The sequence below is a fragment of the Burkholderia cepacia ATCC 25416 genome (genome assembly GCF_001411495.1).
Taxonomy (GTDB): Bacteria; Pseudomonadota; Gammaproteobacteria; order Burkholderiales; family Burkholderiaceae; genus Burkholderia; species Burkholderia cepacia.
Genome location: NZ_CP012981.1, coordinates 3,262,927 through 3,288,813 on the forward strand (window position 1 = coordinate 3,262,927; position 25,887 = coordinate 3,288,813).

Annotated in this window: 19 protein-coding genes; 10 read left to right on the plus strand and 9 right to left on the minus strand. The window is 67.5% G+C overall.

Translation table 11 applies throughout. The annotated features are described in order from the left end of the window. Nucleotides 1–58: 58 nt before the first annotated feature. Both tsf and rpsB read right to left on the minus strand, forming a co-directional pair. The gene (gene tsf, locus APZ15_RS15060) at nucleotides 59–940 is read right to left on the minus strand and encodes a translation elongation factor Ts (protein WP_021159104.1); all 882 of its coding nucleotides are present in this window, start codon (nucleotides 938–940) and stop codon (nucleotides 59–61) included. Between the two features lie 162 nt (nucleotides 941–1,102). Beyond that, on the minus strand, nucleotides 1,103–1,843 hold the full coding sequence (gene rpsB, locus APZ15_RS15065) for a 30S ribosomal protein S2 (RefSeq protein ID WP_006483818.1): 741 nt from the start codon (nucleotides 1,841–1,843) through the stop codon (nucleotides 1,103–1,105). A gap of 377 nt (nucleotides 1,844–2,220) precedes the next feature. Between rpsB and map the strand changes: the two genes are divergently transcribed. The 3 genes from map to APZ15_RS39290 are packed head-to-tail and all read left to right on the plus strand — an operon-like array spanning nucleotide 2,221 to nucleotide 7,546. Beyond that, entirely contained in the window at nucleotides 2,221–3,036 is an 816-nt protein-coding gene (gene map / locus APZ15_RS15070) for a type I methionyl aminopeptidase (protein ID WP_021159103.1), read from the plus strand. Nucleotides 3,037–3,090: 54 nt separating this feature from the next. Beyond that, nucleotides 3,091–5,667, plus strand: coding sequence for a [protein-PII] uridylyltransferase (locus APZ15_RS15075; RefSeq protein ID WP_027787088.1), 2,577 nt, complete (start codon nucleotides 3,091–3,093; stop codon nucleotides 5,665–5,667). Between the two features lie 16 nt (nucleotides 5,668–5,683). Then, the gene (locus APZ15_RS39290; RefSeq protein WP_081040799.1) at nucleotides 5,684–7,546 is read left to right on the plus strand and encodes a pseudouridine synthase; all 1,863 of its coding nucleotides are present in this window, start codon (nucleotides 5,684–5,686) and stop codon (nucleotides 7,544–7,546) included. Nucleotides 7,547–7,636: 90 nt separating this feature from the next. Here APZ15_RS39290 and def read toward each other — a convergent pair whose 3' ends face one another. The 5 genes from def to APZ15_RS15105 all read right to left on the minus strand — a co-directional run bounded on the left by def (nucleotide 7,637) and on the right by APZ15_RS15105 (nucleotide 16,362). Beyond that, the gene (gene def / locus APZ15_RS15085) at nucleotides 7,637–8,170 is read right to left on the minus strand and encodes a peptide deformylase (RefSeq protein ID WP_027787086.1); all 534 of its coding nucleotides are present in this window, start codon (nucleotides 8,168–8,170) and stop codon (nucleotides 7,637–7,639) included. Then, entirely contained in the window at nucleotides 8,167–10,242 is a 2,076-nt protein-coding gene (gene ligA, locus APZ15_RS15090; RefSeq protein WP_027787085.1) for an NAD-dependent DNA ligase LigA, read from the minus strand. Before ligA ends, def begins: the two co-directional genes overlap by 4 nt. Nucleotides 10,243–10,408: 166 nt before the next feature. After that, nucleotides 10,409–11,683 (minus strand): cell division protein ZipA C-terminal FtsZ-binding domain-containing protein, encoded by a 1,275-nt coding sequence (locus tag APZ15_RS15095; protein WP_027787084.1) that lies wholly within the window; start codon nucleotides 11,681–11,683, stop codon nucleotides 10,409–10,411. Between the two features lie 85 nt (nucleotides 11,684–11,768). Beyond that, entirely contained in the window at nucleotides 11,769–15,281 is a 3,513-nt protein-coding gene (gene smc, locus APZ15_RS15100) for a chromosome segregation protein SMC (protein WP_027787083.1), read from the minus strand. 139 nt (nucleotides 15,282–15,420) lie between these two features. Further along, nucleotides 15,421–16,362, minus strand: coding sequence for a DMT family transporter (locus tag APZ15_RS15105; RefSeq protein ID WP_027787082.1), 942 nt, complete (start codon nucleotides 16,360–16,362; stop codon nucleotides 15,421–15,423). Nucleotides 16,363–16,521: 159 nt separating this feature from the next. Here APZ15_RS15105 and dapC point away from each other — a divergent pair, with 159 nt between their 5' ends. From dapC to cls, 6 genes are all read left to right on the plus strand, one after another. Further along, complete coding sequence (gene dapC, locus APZ15_RS15110) at nucleotides 16,522–17,754, plus strand: succinyldiaminopimelate transaminase (RefSeq protein WP_027787081.1); 1,233 nt, start codon at nucleotides 16,522–16,524, stop codon at nucleotides 17,752–17,754. A 44-nt stretch (nucleotides 17,755–17,798) separates the two neighbouring features. Beyond that, nucleotides 17,799–18,626 carry a 2,3,4,5-tetrahydropyridine-2,6-dicarboxylate N-succinyltransferase gene (dapD, locus tag APZ15_RS15115; RefSeq protein WP_014896723.1) on the plus strand — a complete coding sequence of 276 codons (828 nt, stop codon included), beginning with the start codon at nucleotides 17,799–17,801 and terminating at the stop codon, nucleotides 18,624–18,626. Beyond that, entirely contained in the window at nucleotides 18,626–18,994 is a 369-nt protein-coding gene (locus APZ15_RS15120) for an ArsC family reductase (RefSeq protein ID WP_006478478.1), read from the plus strand. Before dapD ends, APZ15_RS15120 begins: the two co-directional genes overlap by 1 nt. A gap of 90 nt (nucleotides 18,995–19,084) precedes the next feature. Next, a complete protein-coding gene (dapE, locus tag APZ15_RS15125; RefSeq protein ID WP_027787080.1) occupies nucleotides 19,085–20,224 on the plus strand; it encodes a succinyl-diaminopimelate desuccinylase in 1,140 nt (379 codons plus the stop codon). An 11-nt stretch (nucleotides 20,225–20,235) separates the two neighbouring features. Next, nucleotides 20,236–21,144 (plus strand): 50S ribosomal protein L3 N(5)-glutamine methyltransferase, encoded by a 909-nt coding sequence (prmB, locus tag APZ15_RS15130; protein ID WP_027787079.1) that lies wholly within the window; start codon nucleotides 20,236–20,238, stop codon nucleotides 21,142–21,144. Nucleotides 21,145–21,252: 108 nt separating this feature from the next. Further along, a complete protein-coding gene (cls, locus tag APZ15_RS15135) occupies nucleotides 21,253–22,692 on the plus strand; it encodes a cardiolipin synthase (RefSeq protein ID WP_027787078.1) in 1,440 nt (479 codons plus the stop codon). A 63-nt stretch (nucleotides 22,693–22,755) separates the two neighbouring features. On the opposite strand, the gene APZ15_RS15140 is transcribed toward cls, so the two are convergent. Then, on the minus strand, nucleotides 22,756–23,235 hold the full coding sequence (locus tag APZ15_RS15140) for a glutathione peroxidase (RefSeq protein WP_027787077.1): 480 nt from the start codon (nucleotides 23,233–23,235) through the stop codon (nucleotides 22,756–22,758). A 136-nt stretch (nucleotides 23,236–23,371) separates the two neighbouring features. On the opposite strand from APZ15_RS15140, the gene APZ15_RS15145 reads away from it, so the two are divergent. Further along, a complete protein-coding gene (locus APZ15_RS15145; protein ID WP_027787076.1) occupies nucleotides 23,372–25,303 on the plus strand; it encodes an ATP-binding cassette domain-containing protein in 1,932 nt (643 codons plus the stop codon). A 202-nt stretch (nucleotides 25,304–25,505) separates the two neighbouring features. On the opposite strand, the gene APZ15_RS15150 is transcribed toward APZ15_RS15145, so the two are convergent. Further along, on the minus strand, nucleotides 25,506–25,772 hold the full coding sequence (locus tag APZ15_RS15150; protein ID WP_021159088.1) for a DUF2866 domain-containing protein: 267 nt from the start codon (nucleotides 25,770–25,772) through the stop codon (nucleotides 25,506–25,508). Nucleotides 25,773–25,887: the final 115 nt, after the last annotated feature.

The window sequence follows — 25,887 nt, forward strand, 5'->3', positions numbered from 1 at the left end:
CGGCGCCGACCGCGGCGGAGCGGACGCCCGCCGCGGATACTGCCTGACTGCTTACGGCTTACTGCTGCTTTGCTGCTGCGACTTGCGCGGCCACTTCGGCGGCGAAGTCGTCCTGGCGCTTCTCGATGCCTTCGCCGACGACGAACAGCGCGAACTTCTGCACTGCCGCATTCGCTGCCTTCAGCATCTGCTCGATCGTCTGCTTGTCGTTCTTCACGAACGTCTGGTTCAGCAGCGACACTTCCTTCAGGTACTTCTGGACGCTACCGTCGACCATCTTCGCGACGATCTCGGCCGGCTTGCCCGATTCCGCAGCCTTCTGCTCGGCCACGCGGCGTTCCGTCTCGATCAGTTCCGCCGGCACGTCAGCCGACGACAGCGCGACCGGCTTCATTGCCGCGATGTGCATCGCGACGTCCTTGCCGACCTGCTCTTCCGCGCCCGTGTACTCGACGATCACGCCGATACGCGCGCCGTGCAGGTACGTTGCGATCTTGTTCGCGGTTTCGAAACGGACGAAACGACGGATCGAGACGTTCTCGCCGATCTTGCCGATCAGGGCCAGACGCACTGCGTCGACCGTCGAGCCTTCGAGCGGCAGTGCCGACAGCGCTGCCACGTCGGCCGGGTTCTGCGTCGCGACGAGTTCTGCAACCGTCTTCGAGAATGCGAGGAAGTCGTCGTTCTTCGCGACGAAGTCGGTTTCGCAGTTCAGCTCGACCAGCGCGCCTGCGTTGCCGCCGACGAACGATGCGACGACGCCTTCTGCCGTCACGCGCGATGCCGCCTTGCTCGCCTTGTTGCCGAGCTTGACGCGCAGCAGCTCTTCAGCCTTGGCCAGATCGCCGTCGGCTTCCGTCAGCGCCTTCTTGCACTCCATCATCGGTGCGTCGGTCTTCGCGCGCAGTTCTGCCACCATGCTTGCGGTAATTGCCGCCATCATTCGCTCCTTGAGTCTGTATTCACAACGCCGCCCGCTTGGACGCGAACGGCCGAAAATCGTTTCCGGACCCGCGCCGATTCGGCGCGATCAGGTCCGGCGCACAAGCTTAAAAAAAGGGGGCCTGTTGAGAGCCCCCTTTTTGCGCCGGCTCGGGGCCAGTTACGCGTTTTCCTCGACGTACTCGTCGTCGCCGCGTGCGGCCTGGACCACTTCGTTGACCGCGTTCGCACGGCCTTCGAGGATCGCGTCGGCCACGCCTTCGGCGTACAGCGCGACTGCCTTGCTCGAGTCGTCGTTACCCGGGATCACGTAATCCACACCTTCCGGCGAGTGGTTCGTATCGACCACGGCGATGACCGGCACGCCCAGCTTGTTCGCTTCCGTGACGGCAATCTTGTGGTAGCCGACGTCGACGACGAAGATTGCGTCCGGAATGCCGCCCATGTCCTTCACGCCGCCGATCGACTTCTGCAGCTTCGCGATTTCGCGTTCGAACAGCAGCGCTTCCTTCTTGCTCATCTTCTCGAGCTCGCCCGCCTCGACTGCCGCTTCCATGTCCTTCAGGCGCTTGATCGATACCTTCAGCGTCTTGAAGTTGGTCATCATGCCGCCGAGCCAGCGTGCGTTGACGTACGGCATGCCCGCACGCTGCGCTTCCTGAGCGATCGTGTCACGCGATTGACGCTTCGTGCCGACGAACAGGATCGTGCCGCGGTTCGCTGCCAGCTGGCGCACGTACTTCTGTGCGTCCGTGAACATCGGCAGCGTCTTTTCGAGGTTGATGATGTGAATCTTGTTGCGGTGACCGAAAATGAACGGAGCCATCTTCGGGTTCCAGAAGCGCGTCTGGTGACCGAAGTGGACACCCGCTTCCAGCATTTGGCGCATCGTAACTGCCATGTAAATTCTCCACGAGGGTTGGGTCTTAAGCCGGCCGCCGTACCGCCGCACGAACCTGCCCCGAAAGGCACGATTTCCGCGCGGCCGGCACCCTGGTTGCGCCGGCTTGCGATTCGGCACGCGCAAAACGCCCGTGCCGTAAGCCTTTCACCGCGATGCCGCCCCGGAATGGGGCACTACGGCATTTGGATGTCGACTTAGCCAAAGAGTATAGCACGCCGATTTGTCCGCTCTCAAGTCGCTCACCACTTTCGCTTGCCGCGCGGCAGCCGGCCGGACAATCCGCGAAAACCCGCACCCGCACCGCCGGCAGGGGCTGCGACGCCTGCCAGAAGGTGCGATAATCCGTCAATTCACCGCATTCCAGGCATACCTCGATGGCTATTACGCTCAAAAACGAACACGATATCGCCGAGATGCGCGTCGCCTGCCGTCTCGCGAGCGAAGTGCTCGACTTCATCACGCCGCACGTCGTCGCGGGCATCACGACCGCCGAACTCGACCGCCTCTGCCACGAGTTCATGCTCAACGAACAGGGCACGATCCCGGCACCGCTGAACTACCAGCCGCCCGGCTATCCGCCGTACCCGAAGGCCACCTGCATTTCGGTCAACGACGTGATCTGCCACGGCATTCCCGGCGAGAAGGTGATCAAGAACGGCGACGCGCTGAACATCGACATCACCGTGATCAAGAACGGCTACTTCGGCGACACCAGCCGGATGTTCATCGTCGGCGAGGGTTCGATCCTCGCGAAGCGCCTCGTGCAGACCACCTACGAATGCATGTGGCTCGGCATCGACCAGGTCAAGCCCGGCGCGCACCTCGGCGACATCGGCTACGCGATCCAGAAGCACGCGGAAGCGCAAGGCTACAGCGTCGTGCGCGAATACTGCGGCCACGGCATCGGCACGGTGTTCCACGAGGATCCGCAGGTCGTCCACTACGGCCGTCCGGGCACCGGCATCGAACTGAAGGCCGGGATGATCTTCACGATCGAGCCGATGATCAACGCCGGCAAGCGCGACATCCGCACGATGCCCGACCAGTGGACGGTCAAGACGCGCGACCGCAGCCTGTCGGCGCAGTGGGAGCACACGGTGCTCGTCACCGAAACCGGCTACGAGGTGCTGACCGTGTCGGCCGGCACGCCGGCACGCCCCGTGTTCGCGCAACCGGCCGCCGCGGTCTGAGCGCCGTCGCGCCAGCCCGCCCTATCCGCACCACCTGCACCTGACCGGCCGCCCATGAGCGCTCACGCCGCCCCCTCGCCCGACGCGCTGTCGCGGCGCGCCGAATTCAAGGCCGCCAAGACGGAGATGCTCGAGCGCTTTCGCCGCGCGACGAACGTCGCGTCCCTGATGCACGCGCTGTCGAAACTCACCGACGATGCGCTCAAGCGCGTGTGGGACGATTGCGGGCTGCCCGCGACGCTCGCGCTCGTCGCCGTCGGCGGCTACGGGCGCGGCGAGCTCGCGCCCTATTCCGACGTCGACATCCTCGTGCTGCTGCCCGATGCGCACGACCCCGCGCTCGACGCGCGCATCGAACGCTTCATCGGGATGGCGTGGGATCTCGGCCTCGAGATCGGCAGCAGCGTGCGCACGGTCGCGCAGTGCATCGAGGAGGCGTCGCAGGACGTCACGGTGCAAACGTCCCTGCTGGAAGCGCGCCGCATCGTCGGCAGCACCGCGCTGTTCGAGCGCTTCACGGTGCGCTACCACGAGGCGCTCGACGCCCGCGCGTTCTTCACCGCGAAGGTGCTCGAGATGCGCCAGCGCCACGCGAAGTTCCAGGACACGCCGTACAGCCTCGAGCCGAACGTGAAGGAAAGCCCCGGCGGGCTGCGCGACCTGCAGACGATCCTGTGGATCGCGCGCGCGGCGGGCTTCGGCAGCAGCTGGCGCGAACTCGATACGCGCGGCCTCATCACCGATCGCGAAGCGCGCGAGCTGCGCCGCAACGAAGGCTTCCTGAAGACGCTGCGCGCGCGGCTGCACGTGATCGCCGGCCGCCGCCAGGACATGCTCGTGTTCGACCTGCAAACGCAGGCGGCCGAGAGCTTCGGCTACCAGCCGACGCAGACCAAGCGCGCGAGCGAGCAGCTGATGCGCCGCTATTACTGGGCCGCGAAAGCCGTCACGCAGCTCGCGACGATCCTGATCCAGAACATCGAGGCGCAGCTCTTTCCCGCGACGAGCGGCATCACGCGCGTGCTGTCGCCCGACCGCTTCGTCGAGAAGCAGGGGATGCTCGAGATCGTCGACGACGGCGTGTTCGAGCGCCATCCCGACGCGATCCTCGAAGCGTTCCTGCTGTACGAGACGACCCGCGGCGTGAAGGGCCTGTCCGCCCGCACGCTGCGTGCGCTGTACAACTCGCGCGAGATCATGAACAACGCGTGGCGCCGCGATCCGCAGAACCGTGACACGTTCATGCGGATCCTGCAGCAGCCCGAAGGCATCACGCACGCGTTCCGGCTGATGAACCAGACGAGCGTGCTCGGCCGCTATCTGCTGAATTTCCGCCGCATCGTCGGCCAGATGCAGCACGACCTGTACCACGTGTACACGGTCGACCAGCACATCCTGATGGTGTTGCGCAACATCCGCCGCTTCGCGGTGGCCGAGCACGCGCACGAATATCCGTTCTGCAGCCAGTTGATCGGCAACTTCGAGCGCCCGTGGGTGCTGTATGTCGCCGCGCTGTTCCACGACATCGCGAAGGGCCGCGGCGGCGATCACTCGACGCTCGGGATGGCCGATGCGCGGCGCTTCTGCCGCGAGCACGGCATCGCCGGCGACGACGCGTCGTTGATCGTGTGGCTCGTCCAGCATCACCTGACGATGAGCCAGGTCGCGCAGAAGCAGGACACGAGCGACCCCGAAGTCATCAAGCGCTTTGCCGAAGTCGTCGGCAACGAACGCTACCTCACCGCGCTGTACCTGCTGACCGTCGCCGATATCCGCGGCACGAGCCCGAAGGTGTGGAACACGTGGAAAGGCAAGCTGCTCGAGGACCTGTACCGCATCACGCTCGCGGTGCTCGGCGGCGCCAACCCCGACGCGCATTCGGAGCTGAAGTCGCGGCAGGAGCAGGCGCTCGCGCTGCTGCGCCTCGAGACCGTGCCCGAGGACGCCCATCGCGCGCTGTGGGACCAGCTCGACGTCGGCTTCTTCCTGCGTCACGACGCAGCCGACATCGCGTGGCAGACACGCGTGCTGTACCGGCACGTGAACGCCGAAACCGCGATCGTCCGCGCGCGGCCGTCGCCGATCGGCGACGCGCTGCAGGTGCTCGTGTACGTGAAGGATCGCCCCGACCTGTTCGCGGGCATCTGCGCGTATTTCGACCGCAACGGGCTGTCGGTGCTCGACGCGCGCGTCAGCACGACGCGGCACGGCTACGCGCTCGACAACTTCATCGTCACGCAGACCGAACGCGACGTGCGCTACCGCGACATCGCGAATCTCGTCGAACAACAGCTCGCGTCGCGGCTCACCGAAACCGCACCGCTGCCGGAGCCGTCCAAGGGCCGCCTGTCGAGGCTGTCCCGGACGTTTCCGATCACGCCGCGCGTCGACCTGCGGGCCGACGAGCGCGGCCAGTACTACATCCTGTCCGTGTCGGCCAACGACCGGCCGGGCCTTCTCTATTCGATCGCGCGCGTACTCGCCGAGCATCGGATCGGCGTCCACGCGGCGCGGATCAATACGCTCGGTGAACGCGTCGAGGACATCTTCCTGCTCGCGGGTGCCGGCCTGTCCGACAACCGCCTGCAGATCCAGCTTGAAACCGAGTTGCTGCGTGCGATCGCAGTCTGAATGAATTCCAGCGTTTATGCGCACCAAACTAACCGTCAAGAATCCGAAGCCGGCGTCGCCGACCCGCGCCCCTGTCCGCTCCGGCAGCCTCGTCGCCCGCAAGGCGGTGCGTCCCGCTGCACCGCCCGCAGGGGACAAGCCGGCCCGCCCGAAGAAGGCCGCCCCGGCCGCCGCCGGCGAACGCTCGTTCAAGCCGCGCGGCGCGGCCGGCGCCGAGCGCCCGGGCGAGGATCGCGCACCGGCCAAGCGTGCGCCGCGTGACGGCGGTGCCGAACGCGGCACGCGCGCGCCGTATCGCGACAACGCGGCCGGCGAAGGGGCGAAGCGCAGCTTCAGCGATCGCCGCCCGTCGTCCGATCGTCCGCCGCGCCGTGATGACGATGCCCGCCCGCGTCGCGCCGGTGGCGACGACGACAAACGCTCGTCCTATCGCGACAAGGCAGCCGGTGAAGGTGCAAAGCGCAGCTTCGGCGACCGCCGCCCGTCGTCCGATCGTCCGCCCCGCCGTGATGACGATGCACGTCCGCGTCGCGCGGGTGGTGAAAGCGGCGCACGCGCGCCGTACCGTGGCAATGCATCCGGCGAAGGCGCGAAGCGCAGCTTCGGCGACCGTCGCACGTCGTCCGATCGCCCGCCGCGTCGTGATGACGACGCACGTCCGCGTCGCGCCGGTGGTGAAGGCGGCCCGCGTACCCCCTATCGCGACAAGGCAGCTGGTGAAGGTGCAAAGCGCAGCTTCGGCGATCGCCGCCCGTCGTCCGATCGTCCGCCGCGCCGCGATGACGATGCCCGTCCGCGCCGTGCAGGTGGCGACGACGACAAACGCTCGTCCTATCGCGACAAGGCAGCCGGTGAAGGTGCAAAGCGCAGCTTCGGCGACCGCCGCCCGTCGTCCGACCGTCCGCCGCGCCGCGATGACGATGCCCGTCCGCGCCGCGCAGGCGCCGACGACGGCAAGCGCCCGTCCTATCGCGACAAGACGGCCGGCGAAGGCGCGAAGCGCAGCTTCGGCGACCGCCCGGCTCGCCCCGCACGCGACGGCGAACGCCGCTCGTTCGGTGCGGTCAAGACCGCGCAGCCGGTCAAGCGCGCGGCGGCCGACGTCGACTACGGCGACGAAACGGGCCTGATGCGCCTGTCGAAGCGGATGTCCGAGCTCGGCATGTGCTCGCGCCGCGAAGCCGACGAATGGATCGAAAAGGGTTGGGTGCTCGTCGACGGCGAACGCATCGACACGCTCGGCACCAAGGTCCGCGCCGACCAGAAGATCGAGATCGACGAGCGCGCGAGCGCCGCGCAGGCCGCGCAAGTGACGATCCTGCTGCACAAGCCCGTCGGTTATGTGTCGGGCCAGGCGGAAGACGGCTACGAGCCGGCAGCCGTGCTGATCACGCGCGCGAACCGCTGGAGCGGCGACCATTCGCCGGTACGCTTCTCGCCGCAGCACCTGCACGCGCTCGCACCGGCCGGCCGCCTGGACATCGATTCGACCGGCCTGCTCGTGCTGACGCAGAACGGCGTGATCGCGAAGCAGCTGATCGGCGAGCAGTCGGATATCGACAAGGAATACCTGGTGCGCGTGCGCTTCGGCGAACGGCTGATCGACATCGACCAGCACTTCCCCGCGGAATCGCTCGCGAAGCTGCGCCACGGCCTCGAGCTCGACGGCGTCGCGCTGAAGCCCGCGATGGTGAGCTGGCAGAACGGCGAGCAGTTGCGCTTCGTGCTGCGCGAAGGCAAGAAGCGCCAGATCCGTCGCATGTGCGAACTGGTGGGTCTCGACGTGATCGGCCTGAAGCGCGTCCGGATGGGCCGCGTGATGCTCGGCGCACTGCCGCAGGGGCAATGGCGCTATCTGTCGGCCGACGAGACGTTCTGACCGCCGGCGCGCCACACGTGCGTCATGCAATGAAAAAGCCCGCGCAAGCGGGCTTTTTCTTGTCTGCGAGAAACCGGGAAAGCAGAGGGATCAGTCGTCGGAAGCCGGATCGAGCCCCGGGAACAGCACTTCCGTGAAGCCGAAGCGCGTGAAATCGGTGATCCGCATCGGATACAGCTTGCCGATCAGGTGGTCGTATTCGTGCTGGACGACGCGTGCGTGAAAACCGTCGGCGACACGATCGATCTTCTCGCCGAACTGGTCGAAGCCGCTGTAGCGCACCTTCGCGTAGCGGCTGACGACGCCGCGCATGCCCGGCACCGACAGGCAGCCTTCCCAGCCCTCTTCCATGTCCGGCGGCAGGTACTCGACCTTCGGGTTGATCAGCACGGTCTCGGGCACCGGCGGCGCTTCCGGGTAGCGGTTGTTGTTGCCGAAGCCGAAGATGATGATCTGCAGCCCGACGCCGATCTGCGGCGCGGCCAGGCCGGCGCCGTTCGCATGGTGCATCGTCTCGAACATGTCCGCGACGATCTCGTGCAGCTCGGGTGTATCGAACCGCTCGACCGGCTTGGCGACTTCGAGCAGGCGCGGATCGCCCATCTTCAGGATCTCGCGAATCATGGCGTATTGCCCTCCAGGAGTTGGTGCAGGCCGTCTTCGTCCAGCACGGGGATGCCGAGTTCCTCGGCCTTCGCGAGCTTGCTGCCGGCTTCGGCGCCCGCGACCACGTAATCCGTCTTCTTCGATACCGAACCGGCCACTTTCGCGCCCGCCGCTTCGAGCATTTCCTTCGCGGCATCGCGCGTGAGCGTCGGGAGCGTGCCCGTCAGCACGACGGTCTTGCCGGCCAGCACGCCCTGCGGCGCCTTCGGCGCGGGCGGCCCTTCCGGCCACGTCACCTTGCCCGGTGCGCGCAACTGCTCGATCACGGTCCGGTTGTGCTCTTCCGCGAAGAACTGATGAATCGACTCGGCGACGATCGGCCCGACGTCGTTGACTTCGAGCAGCTCTTCGATCGACGCGTCCATGATCGGCGTGAGCGAGCCGAAATGCTTCGCGAGATCCTTCGCGGTCGATTCGCCCACGTGGCGGATACCGAGCCCGTAGATGAAGCGCGCGAGCGTCGTGTGCTTCGCCTTCTCGAGCGAGTCGAGCAGGTTCTGTGCGGACTTCTCGGCAAACCGGTCGAGCTCGGCGAGCGTCGCAAAGCCGAGATTGAACAGGTCGGCCGGCGTGCGCACGAGATTCAGTTCGACGAGCTGGTCGATGATCTTCTCGCCGAGACCGTCGATGTCGAGCGCGCGGCGCTGCGCGAAGTGCCACAGCGCCTGCTTGCGCTGCGCCGGGCAGAACAGGCCGCCCGTGCAGCGCGCGATCGCCTCGTCCGGCAGGCGCTCGATCTTCGAGCCGCACACCGGGCATTCGGTCGGCATCACGAATTCGGCCGCATCGGCCGGGCGCCGGTCGAGCAGCGCACCGACCACCTCGGGGATCACGTCGCCGGCGCGGCGCACGATCACGGTATCGCCAATCCGGATGTCCTTTCGGCGCACCTCGTCCTCGTTGTGCAGCGTCGCGTTGGTCACCGTCGCCCCGCCGACAAACACCGGCTCGAGGCGCGCGACCGGTGTGATCGCGCCGGTGCGCCCGACCTGCACGTCGATCGCGACGAGCTTCGTCAGCGCTTCCTGCGCGGGGAACTTGTGAGCAAGCGCGAAGCGCGGCGCACGCGACACGAAGCCGAGGCGCTCCTGCTCGTCACGCCGGTTGACCTTGTAGACGACACCGTCGATGTCGTAGGGCAGCGACTCGCGCTTCTCGCCGACCTTGCGGAAGAAGTCGAGCAAGCCCTCGGCGCCCTGCACGACCGCGCGCTCGCGGTTCACGGGCAGGCCGAGCGACTCGTACCAGTCGAGCAGCGCGCTGTGCGTATCGGGCATCGGCATCCCGTCGAGCACGCCGATCCCGTACGCGAAGAACGAAAGCGGACGCTGCGCGGTGATCTTCGAGTCGAGCTGGCGCAGGCTGCCGGCCGCGGCGTTGCGCGGGTTCGCGAATTCGCGCTGCTCGGCCGCGCGCTGGCGTTCGTTCAGGCGTGCGAAATCGCGCTTGAACATCAGCACCTCGCCGCGCACGTCGAGTACGGCCGGCACGTTCTTGCCCTTCAGCTTCAGCGGAATCGAGCGGATCGTGCGCACGTTCTCGGTCACGTCCTCGCCGGTCGTGCCGTCGCCGCGCGTCGACGCCTGCACGAATACGCCCTGCTCGTAGCGCAGCGAGATCGCGAGACCGTCGAACTTCAGTTCGCACGCGTAGTCGACCGGCTCCGTCACCGAACCGGCGAGATCGGTCGCCTTGTCGAGCGCATCGGCGACGCGCTTGTCGAACGCGACGATGTCCTCGTCGGCAAAGCCGTTGTTCAGCGACAGCATCGGCGCATCGTGGACGACCGGCGTGAAGCCGCCGGCCGCCTCGCCGCCCACGCGCTGCGTCGGCGAATCGGGCGTCACGAGTTCGGGATGATCGGTTTCGAGCTGCTGCAACTCGCGAAACAGTCGGTCGTACTCGGCGTCGGGCAGATCCGGCTGATCGAGCACGTAGTAGGCGTAGTTCGCCCGCTCGAGTTGGTCGCGCAGCCACGCGGCGCGCGCGTCGGGCTGGCTGGCTGGCGGTTCGGCTTGGGTTCGGGCCATGCTGGCGGCAGATTCGTTCTGAGAAAATCGGATGCCCGATTATCTCAGTTTGCCGCCGTGGCGGGGCGCGCAAAACGCGCCCGATGCGCGTGCTGCAGCGCAAACAGCGAGGTGTGCGCCGCAGCGACGAACGGCGGCCCCGAGGCCCGCCGCCCGTGCGTTCGCGTTACTGGCTGAAGAGGCGGCGCGTGACCGGCGAACCGGCCGGGATGCCGGCTTCCTCGAGCTTCGCGTACAGCTTCATCAGTTGCTGGTCGATCGCGACGAGCGTCGATTCCGGCAGCGGCCGGCGCGAATCGTCGACGACCCGCGCACCGATCCGTTCGGACAGCGACTTCGCGTAGTCGCACATCAGCCGGAACGGCAGGATGTCCTCTTCGGCGACCGGCACGTCGAGCACCAGCGTGATCATGTTGCCGCCCTTGTACGTGAGGTCGTCACGCAGGAAGTTCGTGTCGCCGAACTGCAGCATGAACACCGGGTTCTGCTTCGCGTCGAGCTTCACGAAACGCGTGCCGTCGCGCGACAGCAGCAGCCCGTCCTGCGACGCGACCGCCTGCACGTAGTTCGCCGACCACGGCGCGCCGTCCGACATCACGTTGATCGACAACTGGGCGTCGCATTGCGCGGCAAACGCGTCGAGCTCGCGCGCCATCGCGACCGTTTCCATCATGTCCGGGAATTCCGGCGCGCCGTCGATCGCGTCGGCGAACTGCTGGACGCCCGTCACGAATTCGGAGAACTCGAGCTCGTTCAGCGCGCCGCTGCGGTTCGCGAGCTGCGCGGCCGCGCGCAGTTCCTCGTAGCGCACGCCGTTCTGCAGCAGCTCCCACTGGCCGCCTTCGGGCTTGCCTTCGATATGCACGGGCTTGCTGCCCGCGCGGCGCAGCCGCTGCGCGGCCGGCAGGATCTTGTCGCCCGGCAGCAAACCGGTGAGGCGGATCGGCACGATGCAGTCGATCCGGCGGTCGACGATCGCCGGCGGTGCCGACGAGATCGTCGTCGCGGCCGGCAGCACGGGTTCGACCGGCTCGGCCGCTTCAGCGTGCGTGTCGTGCGCGGTGGCCGGCACGGTGTCTTCGCCGGCGACCGCGTCGACCGGCTCGGCCGGCGACTCGACGCCGGTCGCCTCGGCCTGCAGATCGGCCGGCATGTCGGCAGGCGCCGCACCGCCGAAGGTCGGCTCGACGCGCGCGACTTCCGCCGACGCGGCAGCCGCAGCAGCCGGCGCCGCAGGCTCGCGCCGCACCGGCTGACGCACCGGCTCGATGAACGGCAACTCTTCGTCGCGCTCGGGGCGGTTCATCGCCTCGGCCGCTTCTTCCGGCATCGGGCGCGGCATCCTGCGCCGCACCTTCGCGCCCTGCCATGCGTTGTAGACCACGACGCCGCCCACCACGACGGCGCCCGCGCCGATCAAACCGAGTGTCAACTCGTCCATGCACGCTCCATCAGCAATTCTTGTTCGTCGGAACCGCGAACGGGCGCCCATGCGCCGCGCGAACGCGGTCCGGTTTCGTCAAACGTCAATTCTGGGCAAAACCCGCGGCGGTTTCCATGTCCACCGCGACGATCCGCGACACGCCCTGCTCCTGCATCGTCACGCCGATCAGCTGCTGCGCCATCTCCATCGCGATCTTGTTGTGCGAGATGAACAGGAACTGCGTCTTGTCGGACATCGCGCGCACGAGATTCGCGAAACGCTCGGTGTTCGCGTCGTCGAGCGGCGCGTCGACCTCGTCGAGCAGACAGAACGGCGCCGGATTGAGCTGGAACATCGCGAACACCAGTGCGGTCGCGGTCAGCGCCTTCTCGCCGCCCGACAGCAGGTGAATCGTCGCGTTCTTCTTGCCGGGCGGCTGCGCCATCACCTGCACGCCGGCATCGAGGATCTCGTCGCCCGTCATGATCAGCTTCGCCTGGCCGCCGCCGAACAGGCGCGGGAACAGGTCACTGAAGTGACGGTTGACCTCGTCGAAAGTGCCTTGCAGCAGCGTGCGGGTTTCCTGGTCGATCTTGTGGATCGCGTCCTCGAGCGTCGTGATCGCGTCGATCAGGTCGGCCGACTGCGCATCGAGGAACACCTTGCGCTCGCTCGCGGCCTTGAGCTCGTCGAGCGCGGCCATGTTCACCGGGCCGAGCGCATTGATCGCGTTGTTCAGGCGCGTGACCTCGCCTTGCAGGTACGACGGCTTCAGATCCGGCGTGAGCTTCTCGCGCAGCGCTTCCTCGTCGACCTCGGCCGCCGTCAGTTGCTCGGCGAACTGCTCGACCGCCAGGCGCGCGGCCTGCTCCTTCAACTGCAATTCGGTGATGCGATCGCGCAGCGGCTGCAGCGAGCGCTCGGCGACGAGCCGCTGCTCGTCCGACGCGCGCAGCTTCGCGGTCAGGTCGTCGAGTTCGATCCGCGCGGCCTGCAGCGCCTCTTCCTTCACCGCACGAACTTCGAGCGCGTCCTGCAGGCCCGTGTGCGCGGTCTGCTCGTTGATCGTCTCGAGTTCGGCGCGTGCGTCTTCCAGCGATCCGGCAACACGTTCGCTCTGCTCGTGCGCGACCTGGATGCTGCGCTTGAGTTCGTCGATCCGCGTCACCGCGTTGCGCGCGGCGAAGCGCGCGTCGTTCGCGCCGCGCTCCAGGTCACGCGCTTCCTGACGCGCCTGCGTCAGCGATTCGTCGAGCGCTTCGAATGCGAGCTGGTTGTCCTCGAAGCGCGCCTGCAGCTCCGCGAGTTCGCCGTCGAAACGTTCGAAATTCGCTTCCGATTCCGCGCGCATCGCGCGCTGCTCTTCGATCTGCGCGCCGATTTCCTCGAGTTCCTCGCGGATCTGCGTGCTGCGCTGCGTGTAACGTTCGTGCGCCTGCGCGAGCTTCAGCACGTCCATCTGCAGCGCGTGCACGCGTTGCGTCGCACGCTCGGCCTGTGCGCGCACGTCGCCGAGCGCCTGCGTGGCCTGCGTGTGCGCGGCTTCCGCGCGCACGGCCGCCGTGCGCGCCTCGTCGGCGAGCAGCGCCTGCGCACGCACCTGGCGCGTCAGGTTTTCGATTTCCTGCTGGCGGGCCAGCATCCCGGCCTGCTCCGAATCGGCGGCGTAGAGCTGCACGCCGACGCGCGTGACGACATGGCCGGCCTTGACGACGAACGCGCCGCCTGCCGGCAGCTGCGTGCGCGTCGCGAGCGCCTGTGCGACGTCGTCGGCGACATACACGTTGCCGAGCCAGTCGTTCAGCACCGCACGGATGCCCGCATCGTCGATGCGCACGAGCGACAGCACCGGACGCAGGCCCGCCACGGCCGCGGGCGGTTCGCCGGCCGCGGGCGGCGCATAGAACGCGAGCTTTGCCGGCGGCGCATCGGTCGCGAATGCCTTCACCCAGTCGAGATTCGACACTTCGAGCGCGGCGAGGCGCTCGCGCAGCACGGCCTCGAGCGCCGCTTCCCAGCCGGCTTCGACGTGCAGCTTCTTCCACAGGCGCGGCAGCGCGCCGAGCTCGTGCTTGTCGAGCCACGGCTGCACCTTGCCTTCGGTCTGCACGTTTTCCTGCAGTTGCTTCAACGCGGCGAGACGCGCCTCGAGCTGGTGGATCTGCGCGGCCTCGGCCTGCACGCGCTCCTGCGCGGCACGGCGTTCGCCATCGAGGCGCGGCACCGTTTCCTGCGCGTCGGCGAGGCGCGCCTGCGCTTCGGCAAGGATCTCTTCCTGCTCGGCCAGCTGCATGCGCAGCTCTTCGAGCTGGGCCTCGTCCGGCGCGTCGAGCCCGCCCGCTTCGCTCTTCAGGCGCTCATGGCGCTGCTGAAGCTGCTGAAGCTGCTGGTCGGCGTTGCGCTGGTGCGCGGCCTCGAGTTTCAGCGACTGTTCGGTCTGCGCGATCCGCGCGCGCTCGTCGTTGAGCTGCGCCTGCGCATCGCGCCATTTCGCTTCGAGCGCCGGCAGCGCGTCGTGCTTCGCGGCGGCGTTGTCTTCGGCGAGCGCGGCCTTCTCGTCGGCCATCGCGCGCGCTTCCTCGGCTTCCTCGAGCTCGTCCTGCGCCTTCTCGGCCTGCGCGCGCCATTGCTCGCGCTGCGCGTTCAGCGCGGCGATCTGCGCCTGCACACGATTGCGCGATTCGACGATGAACTTGATCTCGGCTTCGAGACGGCTCACCTCGGCATTCGCCTCGTAGAGCGAACCCTGCGCGCCCTGCATCGCGTCGCTCGCCGAGTAATGCGCGACACGCAGCGTCTCGAGCTGCGCCTCGACCTCGCGCAGCTTCGCCGTCTGCGCCTCGAGGTCGATCTGCGCCTGTTCGATCGCGCGCTGCTGCTTCTGCTGCTCGCCCGCGGCCTCGTTCTTGCGCAGCAGCCACAGCAGGCGCTGCTTCTCCTCGCCGTCGGCGACGAGTTCCTTGTACTTGGTCGCGACGACGGCCTGCGCCTCGAGCTTCTCGAGGTTCGCACCGAGTTCGCGGACGATGTCCTCGACGCGCGTCAGGTTCTCGCGCGTGTCGTGCAGGCGGTTCTCGGTTTCGCGGCGGCGCTCCTTGTACTTCGAGACGCCCGCGGCTTCCTCGAGGAACACGCGCAGCTCTTCCGGCTTCGCCTCGATGATCCGCGCGATCATGCCCTGCCCGATGATCGCGTACGCACGCGGCCCGAGGCCCGTGCCGAGGAAGATGTCCTGGATGTCGCGGCGACGCGCCGGCAGGTTGTTGATGTAATAACTCGACGTGCCGTCGCGCGTGAGCACGCGCTTCACGGCGATCTCGCCGTACTGGCCCCACTGGCCGGCCGCGCGGCCGTCGGAGTTGTCGAAGATCAGTTCGACGCTGGCCCGGCTGCCGGGCTTGCGGGCGGTCGAGCCGTTGAAGATCACGTCCTGCATCGACTCGCCGCGCAGCTCGGAAGCGCGCGACTCGCCGAGCACCCAGCGCACGGCGTCGATGATGTTGGACTTGCCGCACCCGTTCGGGCCCACCACGCCGACAAGCTGGCCCGGAACCTGGAAATGCGTGGGATCGACAAAGGATTTGAAGCCAGCGAGTTTGATCGAGCTCAGACGCACGGCGGTATCGGATGTGAAGAAGGTGTGAAACGGACGGAGCCGCACTGCGCGAGGCCGGACGGCCCATGCGCGCGACGCGCCCCGGAATTCAAAAGCGGGGCCGCGCGCATCCAGCGTTGGGCCCCGCAAACGGCTTCCATCATACCATCGCGCGTGCACCGTCCCGACCGTCGCCGGGTTTGTCCGGTGCCGGCGCGGCACGATGGACCCGGCTCGACAGCAGCGTGGCCAGCACGATGCACGCGCCGCCCGCCCACTCGCGCGCGGTCGGCAGCTCGTTCGCGAACACCCACGCCGACAGCGCGGTGATCACGATCTCGAACAGCATGATGATCGACGCACGGTTCGCCGGCACACGCGCGAGCCCGTACTGCACGAGCAGGTTGTTCGACGCCATCGTCACGCCGATCGCGACGATGATCAGCGCGGCGACACCGAGCTGGCCGCCCGCCGGCGCAGCCGGCAGCCCCTCGAACAGCGACGCGATCGCGCCGAACACGGCCGCGCCGCCGAACAGCGTCGCGGTGCGCATCTCCGCGCGCATCTCCGGCAGTTCGCGGCTCGCCTTGATCACGAGCACGTTGCTCATCGCGAAACTCAGCCCGGCAGCGAGGCCGGCCCATTCGGCCGGGCTGGCCGGCAGCGGCAGGCCGAGCGCCGGCGACCACAGCATCAGCATCGCGCCGCCGATCGACAGCGCCGCGAGCCCCGCGCCGGCCCAGGTCAGCCGCTCGCGCAGCAGGAAGTGCGCGTAGATCGCGGTCCACGCGGGGGTCAGGTAGAACAGCAGCATCACGCGCAGCACTTCGCCGTGGATCGTGCCCCACACGAACCCGAGGTTCGTCACGCCGGCCGTCACCGCGATGCCGGCCAGCACCCAGTGCCAGCGCAGCGTCGCGATCGTGCGGTGCCGCGCGACGATCACGAACAGGAACGCGACGAGGCTCGTCAGCGCGCTCGCGAGCGTGCCCGTCACGCCGAGCGACGCAAGGATCCGCAGCGGATACCAGATCAGGCCCCATACCGATGCGCCGATCAGGATGGCCAGCGTCGGCAGGCTGCCGCGTACCGCGTTATTCATTTGGTTCGATACCCTTTATTCGACCGGCCCGGCCGCCGTTCCGGCAGGCCGTGACCGCGTTCCGTCACGCTATAATCGTCCGTTGCGACCCGTGCGCCCGCGGCGCCCGTTCGCAGCCGCGCGGCGCGCCCGCCGCTTCTTTCGCTCCAACCGGCCGCGATGGCCGCTTCGCCCGTGAACCCTCGACTCGACTCGCTCCAGCCCTATCCCTTCGAAAAGCTGCGCGCCCTGTTCAAGGACGTGACGCCTTCCGGCGCCCTCAAACCGATCAGCTTCGGCATCGGCGAGCCCAAACATGCGACCCCGGCGCTGATCCGCGACGCCGTGGTGGCCGCGCTCGACGGTCTCGCGTCGTACCCGGCCACCGCCGGCTCGGACGCGCTGCGTACGTCGATCGCGCACTGGCTCGAGCGCCGCTACGGGCTGCCGGCCATCGATCCGGCCACGCAGGTGCTGCCCGTGTCGGGCTCGCGCGAGGCGCTGTTCTCGCTTGCCCAGACGGTGATCGACGCACGCCCGTCCGAAACGGGCGAGAAGGCGATCGTACTCTGTCCGAATCCTTTCTATCAAATTTACGAAGGCGCGGCGCTGCTGGCCGGTGCCGAACCCTATTTCGCGAACAGCGACCCGGCCCGCAACTTCGCGTGCGACTACGCGTCGGTGCCCGACGCGGTCTGGGCGCGCACGCAGCTGCTGTACGTCTGCTCGCCGGGCAACCCGACCGGCGCCGTGCTGACGCTCGACGACTGGCGCGAGCTGTTCGCGCTGTCCGACCGCCACGGTTTCGTGATCGCGTCCGACGAGTGCTATTCGGAAATCTATTTCGACGAAGCGGCACCGCCGCTCGGCGGCCTCGAGGCCGCGCACCGCCTCGGCCGCGGCTTCGAGCGGCTCGTGATGCTGTCGAGCCTGTCGAAACGCTCGAACGTGCCGGGCATGCGCTCGGGTTTCGTCGCCGGCGACGCCGCGCTGCTGAAGAAATTCCTGCTGTACCGCACGTACCACGGCGCGGCGCTGTCGCCGGTCTGGCAGCACGCGAGCATCGCCGCGTGGAACGACGAGGCGCACGTGCGCGAGAACCGCGCGCTGTACCTGCAGAAGTTCAACACGGTCACGCCGATGCTCGCCGACGTGATCGACGTGAAACTGCCCGACGCGGCGTTCTACCTGTGGGCCAACGTGTCGCGCACCGGCCTGTCGGACACCGAGTTCGCCCGCCGCCTGTACGCCGACTATAATGTGACGGTTCTGCCCGGCTCGTACCTGGCGCGCGATGCGCACGGCACGAATCCGGGCCGCGATTTCATCCGGATCGCGCTCGTCGCGGGCACCCCCGAATGCGTCGAGGGCGCGCAACGCATCGTCGATTTCTGCCGGTCTCTCGCGCGGTAATCGTCCATCCGATCAATTCCATCCAATCTCCTGCGAAAACGAACATGTCGCAACAACTTCAGCAAATCATCGATACCGCCTGGGACAACCGCGCCGAGCTGTCGCCGAAGGCCGCGCCGGCCGACGTCCGCGAAGCCGTCGCGCACGCGATCGAGCAGCTCGACAAAGGCGCGCTGCGCGTTGCCGAGAAGATCGACGGCAACTGGACCGTGCATCAGTGGCTGAAGAAGGCCGTGCTGCTGTCGTTCCGCCTGGAGGACAACGCGCCGATGCCCGCCGGCGGCTACTCGCAGTTCTACGACAAGGTGCCGTCGAAGTTCGCGAACTACACGGCAGAAGATTTCGCCGCAGGCGGCTTCCGCGTCGTCCCGCCGGCCATCGCGCGCCGCGGCTCGTTCATCGCGAAGAACGTCGTGCTGATGCCGTCGTACACCAACATCGGCGCGTACGTCGACGAAGGCACGATGGTCGACACGTGGGCAACGGTCGGTTCGTGCGCGCAGATCGGCAAGAACGTGCACCTGTCGGGCGGCGTCGGCATCGGCGGCGTGCTCGAGCCGCTGCAGGCGAACCCGGTCATCATCGAAGACAACTGCTTCATCGGCGCCCGCTCGGAAGTCGTCGAAGGCGTGATCGTCGAGGAAAACTCGGTGATCTCGATGGGCGTGTACCTCGGCCAGAGCACGAAGATCTACGATCGCGAGACGGGCGAAGTCAGCTACGGCCGCATCCCGGCCGGTTCGGTCGTCGTCGCCGGCAATCTGCCGTCGAAGGACGGCTCGCACAGCCTGTATTGCGCGGTGATCGTCAAGAAGGTCGACGCGAAGACGCGCGCGAAGGTCGGCCTGAACGAGCTGCTGCGAGGCGACTGATGGCGAAGCCGCACACCGTGGTCGTCTACGGCATTCCGAACTGCGACACCGTGAAGAAGGCCCGCGTGTGGCTCGACGATCACGGCGTCGAATTCGAGTTCCACGACTTCAAGAAGCTCGGCGTCAGCGCGCCGCTGATCGAAGACTGGCTGAAGGACGTGTCGCTCGACGCACTCGTCAACAAGCGCGGCACCACGTGGCGCGGCCTCGACGACGCAATGAAGGCGGCCGCCGAAACGAAGACCGGCGCGGTCGCGCTGATGATCCACAAGCCGTCGGTCATCAAGCGTCCCGTGCTGGTGGTCAACGGCCGCGTGAAATCGCTCGGCTTCGTGGCCGATCAATACGCGGCGCTGTTTGCCGCATAGGGCCGCCCGCGCTGCGCCTGTCGGCGCAGCCCGACGTCTTGTCGCTGCCGGCCACCGCGCCGGCATTTTTTATCGAAAGTGGTCCGAACCATGTCCGCCACCCTAGCTCTTACCGAACAGCTGATCGCCCGCGCGTCCGTCACGCCCGACGACCAGCATTGCCAGCAGATCCTGACCGAGCGCCTCGCCGCGCTCGGCTTCGAATGCGAGACCATCGCGTCGCACGGCGTGACCAACCTGTGGGCCGTCAAGCGCGGCGCCGACGGCCGCGACGGCAAGCTGCTCGCCTTCGCGGGCCACACCGACGTCGTACCGACCGGCCCGCTCGAGCAATGGAGCTCGCCGCCGTTCATCCCCGCCCATCGGGACGGCAAGCTGTACGGCCGCGGCGCGGCCGACATGAAGACATCGCTCGCGGCGTTCGTCGTCGCATCCGAGGAATTCGTCGCGGCACACCCCGGCCACCGCGGCGCGATCGCGTTCCTGATCACGAGCGACGAGGAAGGCCCCGCCACCGACGGCACCGTGAAGGTCGTCGAGCTGCTCGAAGCGCGCGGCGAACGCATGGACTACTGCATCGTCGGCGAACCGACGTCGACCCGCGAACTCGGCGACGTCGTCAAGAACGGCCGCCGCGGCTCGATGTCGGGCGAACTGGTCGTCAAGGGCGTACAGGGCCACATCGCCTATCCGCACCTCGCGAAGAACCCGATCCACCTGCTCGCGCCGGCGCTCGCCGAGCTCGCCGCCGAGCAGTGGGACGAAGGCAACGAATACTTCCCGCCGACCACCTGGCAGGTGTCGAACCTGCACGCCGGCACCGGCGCGACCAACGTGATCCCCGGCCATGCCGACCTGCTGTTCAACTTCCGCTTCTCGACCGCGAGCACGGTCGAGGGCCTGCAGGCGCGCGTGCACGCGATTCTCGACAAGCACGGCCTCGAATACACGCTGAAGTGGTCGGTGAGCGGCCTGCCGTTCCTCACGCCGCGCGGCGAGCTGTCGGGCGCACTGGAAAACGCGATCCGCACCGAAACGGGCATCACGACCGAGCTGTCGACCACGGGCGGCACGTCGGACGGCCGTTTCATCGCGCGCATCTGCCCGCAGGTGATCGAGTTCGGCCCGCCGAACGGCAGCATCCACAAGATCGACGAGCACATCGAAGTGCGCTTCATCGATCCGCTGAAGAACGTGTACCGCCGCGTGCTCGAACAACTGATCGCCTGATGGAGCCTCGCATGACGACACCTTTTGCCACTGTTCGCGACCTGCTGCGCTACGCGGTCACGCGCTTCTCGAAGGCGAAGCTCGCGTTCGGCCACGGCTCCGACAATGCGTACGACGAAGCGGCCTACCTCGTGCTGCGCACGCTCGAACTGCCGCTCGACACGCTCGAGCCGTTCCTCGACGCACGGCTCCTGCCCGACGAAATCGCGGCCGTGCTCGCGGTGATCGAACGGCGCGCGACCGACCGCGTGCCGGCCGCGTACCTCACGCATGAAGCCTGGATGCATGGCCATCGCTTCTACGTCGACGAACGCGTGATCGTGCCGCGCTCGTTCATCGGCGAACTGCTCGACGACGGGCTGCAGCCGTACGTCGCCGATCCCGAACAGGTCGGCGCCGTGCTCGAGCTGTGCACGGGCTCGGGCTGCCTCGCGATCCTCGCGGCGAGCGCGTTCCCGAATGCCGAGATCGACGCGGTCGACCTGTCCGACAAGGCCCTCGAAGTCGCCGAGATCAACGTGCGCGACTACGGCCTCGAAGACCGCGTCGCACTGCACCGCGGCGACCTCTACGCGCCGCTGCCCGCGTTCCGCACCGACCCGGGCACGCGTTACGACGTGATCCTGACGAACCCGCCGTACGTGAATGCGTCGTCGATGGCCGCACTGCCGCCCGAGTACCGTCACGAGCCGGAGATGGCGCTCGCGGGCGGCGATGACGGGATGGACATCGTGCGACGCATCGTCGCCGAAGCCCATCGCTGGCTGCACGACGACGGCGTGCTCGTCGTCGAGATCGGCAACGAGCGCGAGAACGTCGAAGCCGCGTTCGGCGGCCTCGAACTCACGTGGCTGCCCACCAGCGCGGGCGACGACGCCGTCTTCCTGATCCAGGCGTCCGACCTGCCGCGCAAGGCCTGAGCCTTTCCGGCTCGCCCGCCGTGCGGCGCACCATTGCGCCGCACGGTTGGGTAAGATGCGCGTAGGCGGCCGCCCGGCCGCGCGACCTCAGGAGTCCGTCACGCGCCCATGACCCTCGACTGGCTACATCTCGGCACCCTGATCCTGACCATCCATGTGCTCGGGATCGTCGCGGCGTGCCACGCGATCATGAACACGCGCACGTCGCAAGGCGCGATCGCATGGGCCGTCTCGCTTGCGGCCATGCCGTACCTGACGCTCGTTCCGTACCTGTTCCTCGGTCGCAGCAAGTTCTCCGGCTACGTCGACGCCAGGCGCCACGAGCTGGAAATGTTGCGCATGCACACACCCCGCTCGCCCTGGCTCAGCACCGATGCGACCGACGGGCCGGCCGCCGACGCGATCGGCCCGGCCGCGGTGCTCGCGCTCACGCGGCTCGGCGGCATGCCGTTCCTCGGCGGCAATTCGGTGCGCACGCTCGTGAACGGCGATGCGACGTTCTCGGCGATCCTGGCCGCAATCGACGCCGCACGCGATTACGTGGTGGTGCAGTTCTTCATCGTGCGCGACGATGCGCTCGGCCGGATGCTGCGCGACTCGCTGCTCGCGCGTGCGGCAGCCGGCGTGCGCTGCTGCCTCCTGTATGACAGCATCGGCAGCTTCGACTTGCCGCACAGCTACGTCGACACATTGCGCCGGGGCGGCGTCGAGGTGCATCCGTTCGCGACCAACCGGAAGTTCGTCAACCGTTTCCAGCTCAATTTCCGCAACCACCGCAAGATCGTCGTCGTCGACGGCAATCGCGCGTTCGTCGGCGGCCACAACGTCGGCGTCGAATATCTCGGTGCGAAGCCGCGCCTGTCGCCGTGGCGCGACACGCACATCGAGATACGCGGCCCCGTGGTCGCGAGCATCCAGTACGTGTTCGCCGAAGACTGGCACTGGGCGACGCAGAAGCTGCCGCCGCTCGCGATGCCGCCGCCCGCGCAGCCGGGCGACAACATGCATTGCCTCGCCGTGCCGATGGGGCCGGCCGACAAGCAGGAGACGGGCTCGCTGTTCTTCGTCGAGGCGATCAACGCCGCGCGCGAACGGGTCTGGATCACCACGCCGTACCTCGTTCCCGACGAAGCCGTGATCTCCGCGCTGAAGCTCGCCGTCATGCGCGGCGTCGACGTGCGCATCCTGATTCCGAGCCGGCGCGATCACTACGTGGTATTCGAGGCGTCGAAGCTGTACGCGCGCGATCTGATCGATGCAGGCGTGAAGGTATTCCGCTACCGGCCCGGCTTCCTGCACCAGAAGGTCGTGCTGATCGACCGCATCGCGGCGGCGATCGGCAGCGCGAATCTCGACAACCGCTCGTTCCGCCTCAATTTCGAGATCATGGTGCTGACCGTCGACCGCGCATTCGCCGACGAGGTCGAGACGATGCTCGTTGCCGACTTCGCACAGGCGTACGAGGTCGATGCGAACGAATACCGCCGCTCGCCTGCCTGGCGACGCATCGCGATGCACGTCGCGCGGCTGTTCGCGCCGATCCTCTGACGGCCGGGACCGCGGCGGCGGGCGGGCGACCCGCACCGGCGCCGCGAACGCCGCCGGCAGCCGTCACAGCAGCTTGTCGATATCCGCGGCGATTTCGTCCGGCTTGGTGGACGGCGCATAGCGCTTGACGATGCGCCCTTCGCGATCGATCAGGAATTTCGTGAAGTTCCACTTGATCGCCTTGAGGCCGAGAATGCCGGGCGCCTCATCGGTCAGGTAGCGGTACAGCGGATGCGCATGGTCGCCCTTCACGTCGATCTTCGCGAACATCGGGAACGTGACGCCGTAATTGCGCTCGCAGAACGCGCCGATCTGCGCGGCGTCGCCGGGCTCCTGCTTGCCGAACTGGTTGCACGGAAAGCCGAGCACATAGAAGCCACGCGCCGCGTACTGGTCGTACAGCTTCTGCAGGCCCGCGTACTGCGGCGTGAAACCACACTCGCTCGCGGTGTTGACGATCAGCAGCACCTTGCCGCGATACGCGTCGAGCGAGGCCGGCGCGCCGGCAAGCGTCTCTGCGCTGAACGAATACAGGGTGGACATCGGGCACTCCTTTTACGAAACCGGATCGACGTGGAGTCTAGGCGAAATTGCGCCATTGCGGCATCCGCCGAACGGCCAATGCCCGGCGCAGGCGGCGCGCAGTCTAGAATAGCGGTTTTGGCCAGTCATTTCCGCCGTGATCCGTTTCAATCAGTTCAGCCTTGCGCGCGGCACCAAGCCGCTGTTCGAGTCGACCTCCTTCGTACTCAATCCCGGCGAGAAAGCCGGCCTGATCGGCGCGAACGGCGCCGGCAAGTCGACGCTGTTCTCGGTCCTGCGCGGCGAGCTGCACTCCGACGGCGGCGATTTCTCGATGCCGCCGTCGTGGCGGATCGCCCACGTGTCGCAGGAAACACCCGCCGTCGACCGCTCGGCGCTCGACTACACGCTCGACGGCGACGCCGCGCTGCGCGAGATCGAGGCGCGCATCGCCGCCGCGTCTGCCGCGCATGACGGCGCCGCCGAAGCCGACGCGCACGCGGCGTTCGCCGACGCCGACGGCTACACCGCGCCGGCCCGTGCCGAGGCGCTGCTGCTCGGTCTCGGCTTCACGCTCGCGCAGACGCGCGAATCCGTCGCCAGCTTCTCCGGCGGCTGGCGCATGCGCCTGAATCTCGCGCAGGCGCTGATGTGCCGCTCCGACCTGCTGCTGCTCGACGAACCGACGAACCACCTCGACCTCGACGCGATCGTCTGGCTCGAAGACTGGCTGCACCGCTACCCCGGCACGCTCGTCGTGATCTCGCACGACCGCGAATTCCTCGATTCGATCTGCAATGTCACGCTGCACCTGGAAAACCGCCAGGTGAAGCGCTACGGCGGCAACTACTCGCAGTTCGAAGTGCTGCGCGCGCAGCAACTGGCGCTGCAGCAAAGCGCCTACGAAAAGCAGCAGAAGACGATCGAGCACCTGCAGAGCTTCGTCGACCGCTTCAAGGCCAAGGCGACCAAGGCCAAGCAGGCGCAGAGCCGGATGAAGGCGCTCGAGAAGATGGAGCTGATCGCGCCCGCGCACATCGCGTCGCCGTTCACGTTCGAATTCCGCACGCCCGATGCCGCGCCGAACCCGATGATGGTGATGGAAGACGTCCGCTGCGGCTACCACGCCGACGGCGGAGCGGAGATCCCGATCGTCGAGCGCGTTGCGCTGTCGATCCAGAACGGCCAGCGCATCGGCCTGCTCGGCGCGAACGGCCAGGGCAAGTCGACGCTGATCAAGACGCTGGCCGGCACGCTCGCACCGCTGTCGGGGCACGTCCGCGACGGCAAGGGGCTGACGATCGGCTATTTCGCGCAGCACCAGCTCGAAACGTTGCGTGAGGACGATTCGCCGCTGGCGCATCTGGCGCGGCTCGCGCCCGACACGCGCGAGCAGGAACTGCGCGACTTCCTCGGCGGCTTCAACTTCTCCGGCGACATGGCAACCAGCCCGGTCGGGCCGTTTTCGGGCGGCGAAAAGGCACGCCTCGCGCTCGCGCTGATCATCTGGCAGAAGCCGAATCTGCTGCTGCTCGACGAACCGACCAACCACCTCGACCTCGAAACGCGCCATGCGCTGACGATGGCGCTCGCGCAGTTCGAGGGCACGCTGATCCTCGTCTCGCACGACCGCCACCTGCTGCGCGCGACGACCGACCAGTTCATGCTGGTCGCGAAACACCGGCTGCAGCCGTTCGACGGCGACCTCGACGACTACCGCGACTGGCTGCTGCAGCACGCGGCCGAGCAGCGCGCCGCCGCGAAGGCGGACAGCGCGGCTTCGTCGGCCGCGGGTGCCGCGGCCAACCGCAAGGACCAGAAGCGTCAGGCCGCCGAGGAACGGCAGCGCCTGTCGGTGCTGAAGAAGCCGCTGCAGACGCGTATCACGAAGCTCGAAAAGGAAATGGAGACGCTGCACGCGGAGAAGGCACGCCTCGACGCATTCGTCGCAGATCCGGCGAGCTACGACGCCGAGCGCAAGACGGAGTTGACCGATGCGATCCGCAAGCTCGGGGACGTCAACACGCGTCTCGAGACGGTCGAGGCCGACTGGCTTGCCGCGCAGGAAGAGCTCGAGCAGATCGGCTGACCGCTGTCGCGGCACAACCGGCCGGTACGCCAGCCCGGCGTGCCGGCTGCCTCGGGACCGCAGCACCTTGATATCGCGACACCTCGACAGGCCCATCCGTCCTTCTTCGGGCCCGGATGCGACAAGGCCGGGCGCACGGTCCCGGCCTGTTCATTCACTACCGTCGTCACCCGGTTCGCCGGCCATCCGCCAGGCTGCCGGCTCAGCGGCGCGGCAGCGTATCGCGCGGCATCTGCTCGTCGTCGCCCATCAGGTACCGGCGCCCTTCGGTCGGCCGCCGGATCGCGGCAGCGACTTCCGCTTCCGTCACGTCCTCGGACACGACCTTGCGCGCGAGACGCCCCTCTTCGTCGATCCATTCGACGATCCGGCATCCACCGCCCCAGGGTTGCCGAATCGGCTCCGACACGCGGCAGCCGCGCAGGTTGTAAAGGCGTCCGCCCGGCGCTTCCCCATAGGATTTCAACATAGGTTCCCTTCGCATTGCGCGGTTCGACAATCCGGCAAAGGATAGGGAAAAGCGATGTCCGGCGGGTTACAGAAGCCTACATATTCTTTACAACGAATTACGCGCCAGATCGCCG

Excerpts from the sequence above, each read along its gene's own strand:
- tsf (WP_021159104.1), bottom strand. The coding sequence starts at position 940 with ATGGCGGCAATTACCGCAAGCATGGTGGCAGAACTGCGCGCGAAGACC.
- rpsB (WP_006483818.1), bottom strand. The coding sequence starts at position 1,843 with ATGGCAGTTACGATGCGCCAAATGCTGGAAGCGGGTGTCCACTTCGGT.
- map (WP_021159103.1), top strand. The coding sequence starts at position 2,221 with ATGGCTATTACGCTCAAAAACGAACACGATATCGCCGAGATGCGCGTC.
- APZ15_RS15075 (WP_027787088.1), top strand. The coding sequence starts at position 3,091 with ATGAGCGCTCACGCCGCCCCCTCGCCCGACGCGCTGTCGCGGCGCGCC.
- APZ15_RS39290 (WP_081040799.1), top strand. The coding sequence starts at position 5,684 with ATGCGCACCAAACTAACCGTCAAGAATCCGAAGCCGGCGTCGCCGACC.
- def (WP_027787086.1), bottom strand. The coding sequence starts at position 8,170 with ATGATTCGCGAGATCCTGAAGATGGGCGATCCGCGCCTGCTCGAAGTC.
- ligA (WP_027787085.1), bottom strand. The coding sequence starts at position 10,242 with ATGGCCCGAACCCAAGCCGAACCGCCAGCCAGCCAGCCCGACGCGCGC.
- APZ15_RS15095 (WP_027787084.1), bottom strand. The coding sequence starts at position 11,683 with ATGGACGAGTTGACACTCGGTTTGATCGGCGCGGGCGCCGTCGTGGTG.
- APZ15_RS15105 (WP_027787082.1), bottom strand. The coding sequence starts at position 16,362 with ATGAATAACGCGGTACGCGGCAGCCTGCCGACGCTGGCCATCCTGATC.
- dapC (WP_027787081.1), top strand. The coding sequence starts at position 16,522 with ATGGCCGCTTCGCCCGTGAACCCTCGACTCGACTCGCTCCAGCCCTAT.
- dapD (WP_014896723.1), top strand. The coding sequence starts at position 17,799 with ATGTCGCAACAACTTCAGCAAATCATCGATACCGCCTGGGACAACCGC.
- APZ15_RS15120 (WP_006478478.1), top strand. The coding sequence starts at position 18,626 with ATGGCGAAGCCGCACACCGTGGTCGTCTACGGCATTCCGAACTGCGAC.
- dapE (WP_027787080.1), top strand. The coding sequence starts at position 19,085 with ATGTCCGCCACCCTAGCTCTTACCGAACAGCTGATCGCCCGCGCGTCC.
- prmB (WP_027787079.1), top strand. The coding sequence starts at position 20,236 with ATGACGACACCTTTTGCCACTGTTCGCGACCTGCTGCGCTACGCGGTC.
- cls (WP_027787078.1), top strand. The coding sequence starts at position 21,253 with ATGACCCTCGACTGGCTACATCTCGGCACCCTGATCCTGACCATCCAT.
- APZ15_RS15140 (WP_027787077.1), bottom strand. The coding sequence starts at position 23,235 with ATGTCCACCCTGTATTCGTTCAGCGCAGAGACGCTTGCCGGCGCGCCG.
- APZ15_RS15150 (WP_021159088.1), bottom strand. The coding sequence starts at position 25,772 with ATGTTGAAATCCTATGGGGAAGCGCCGGGCGGACGCCTTTACAACCTG.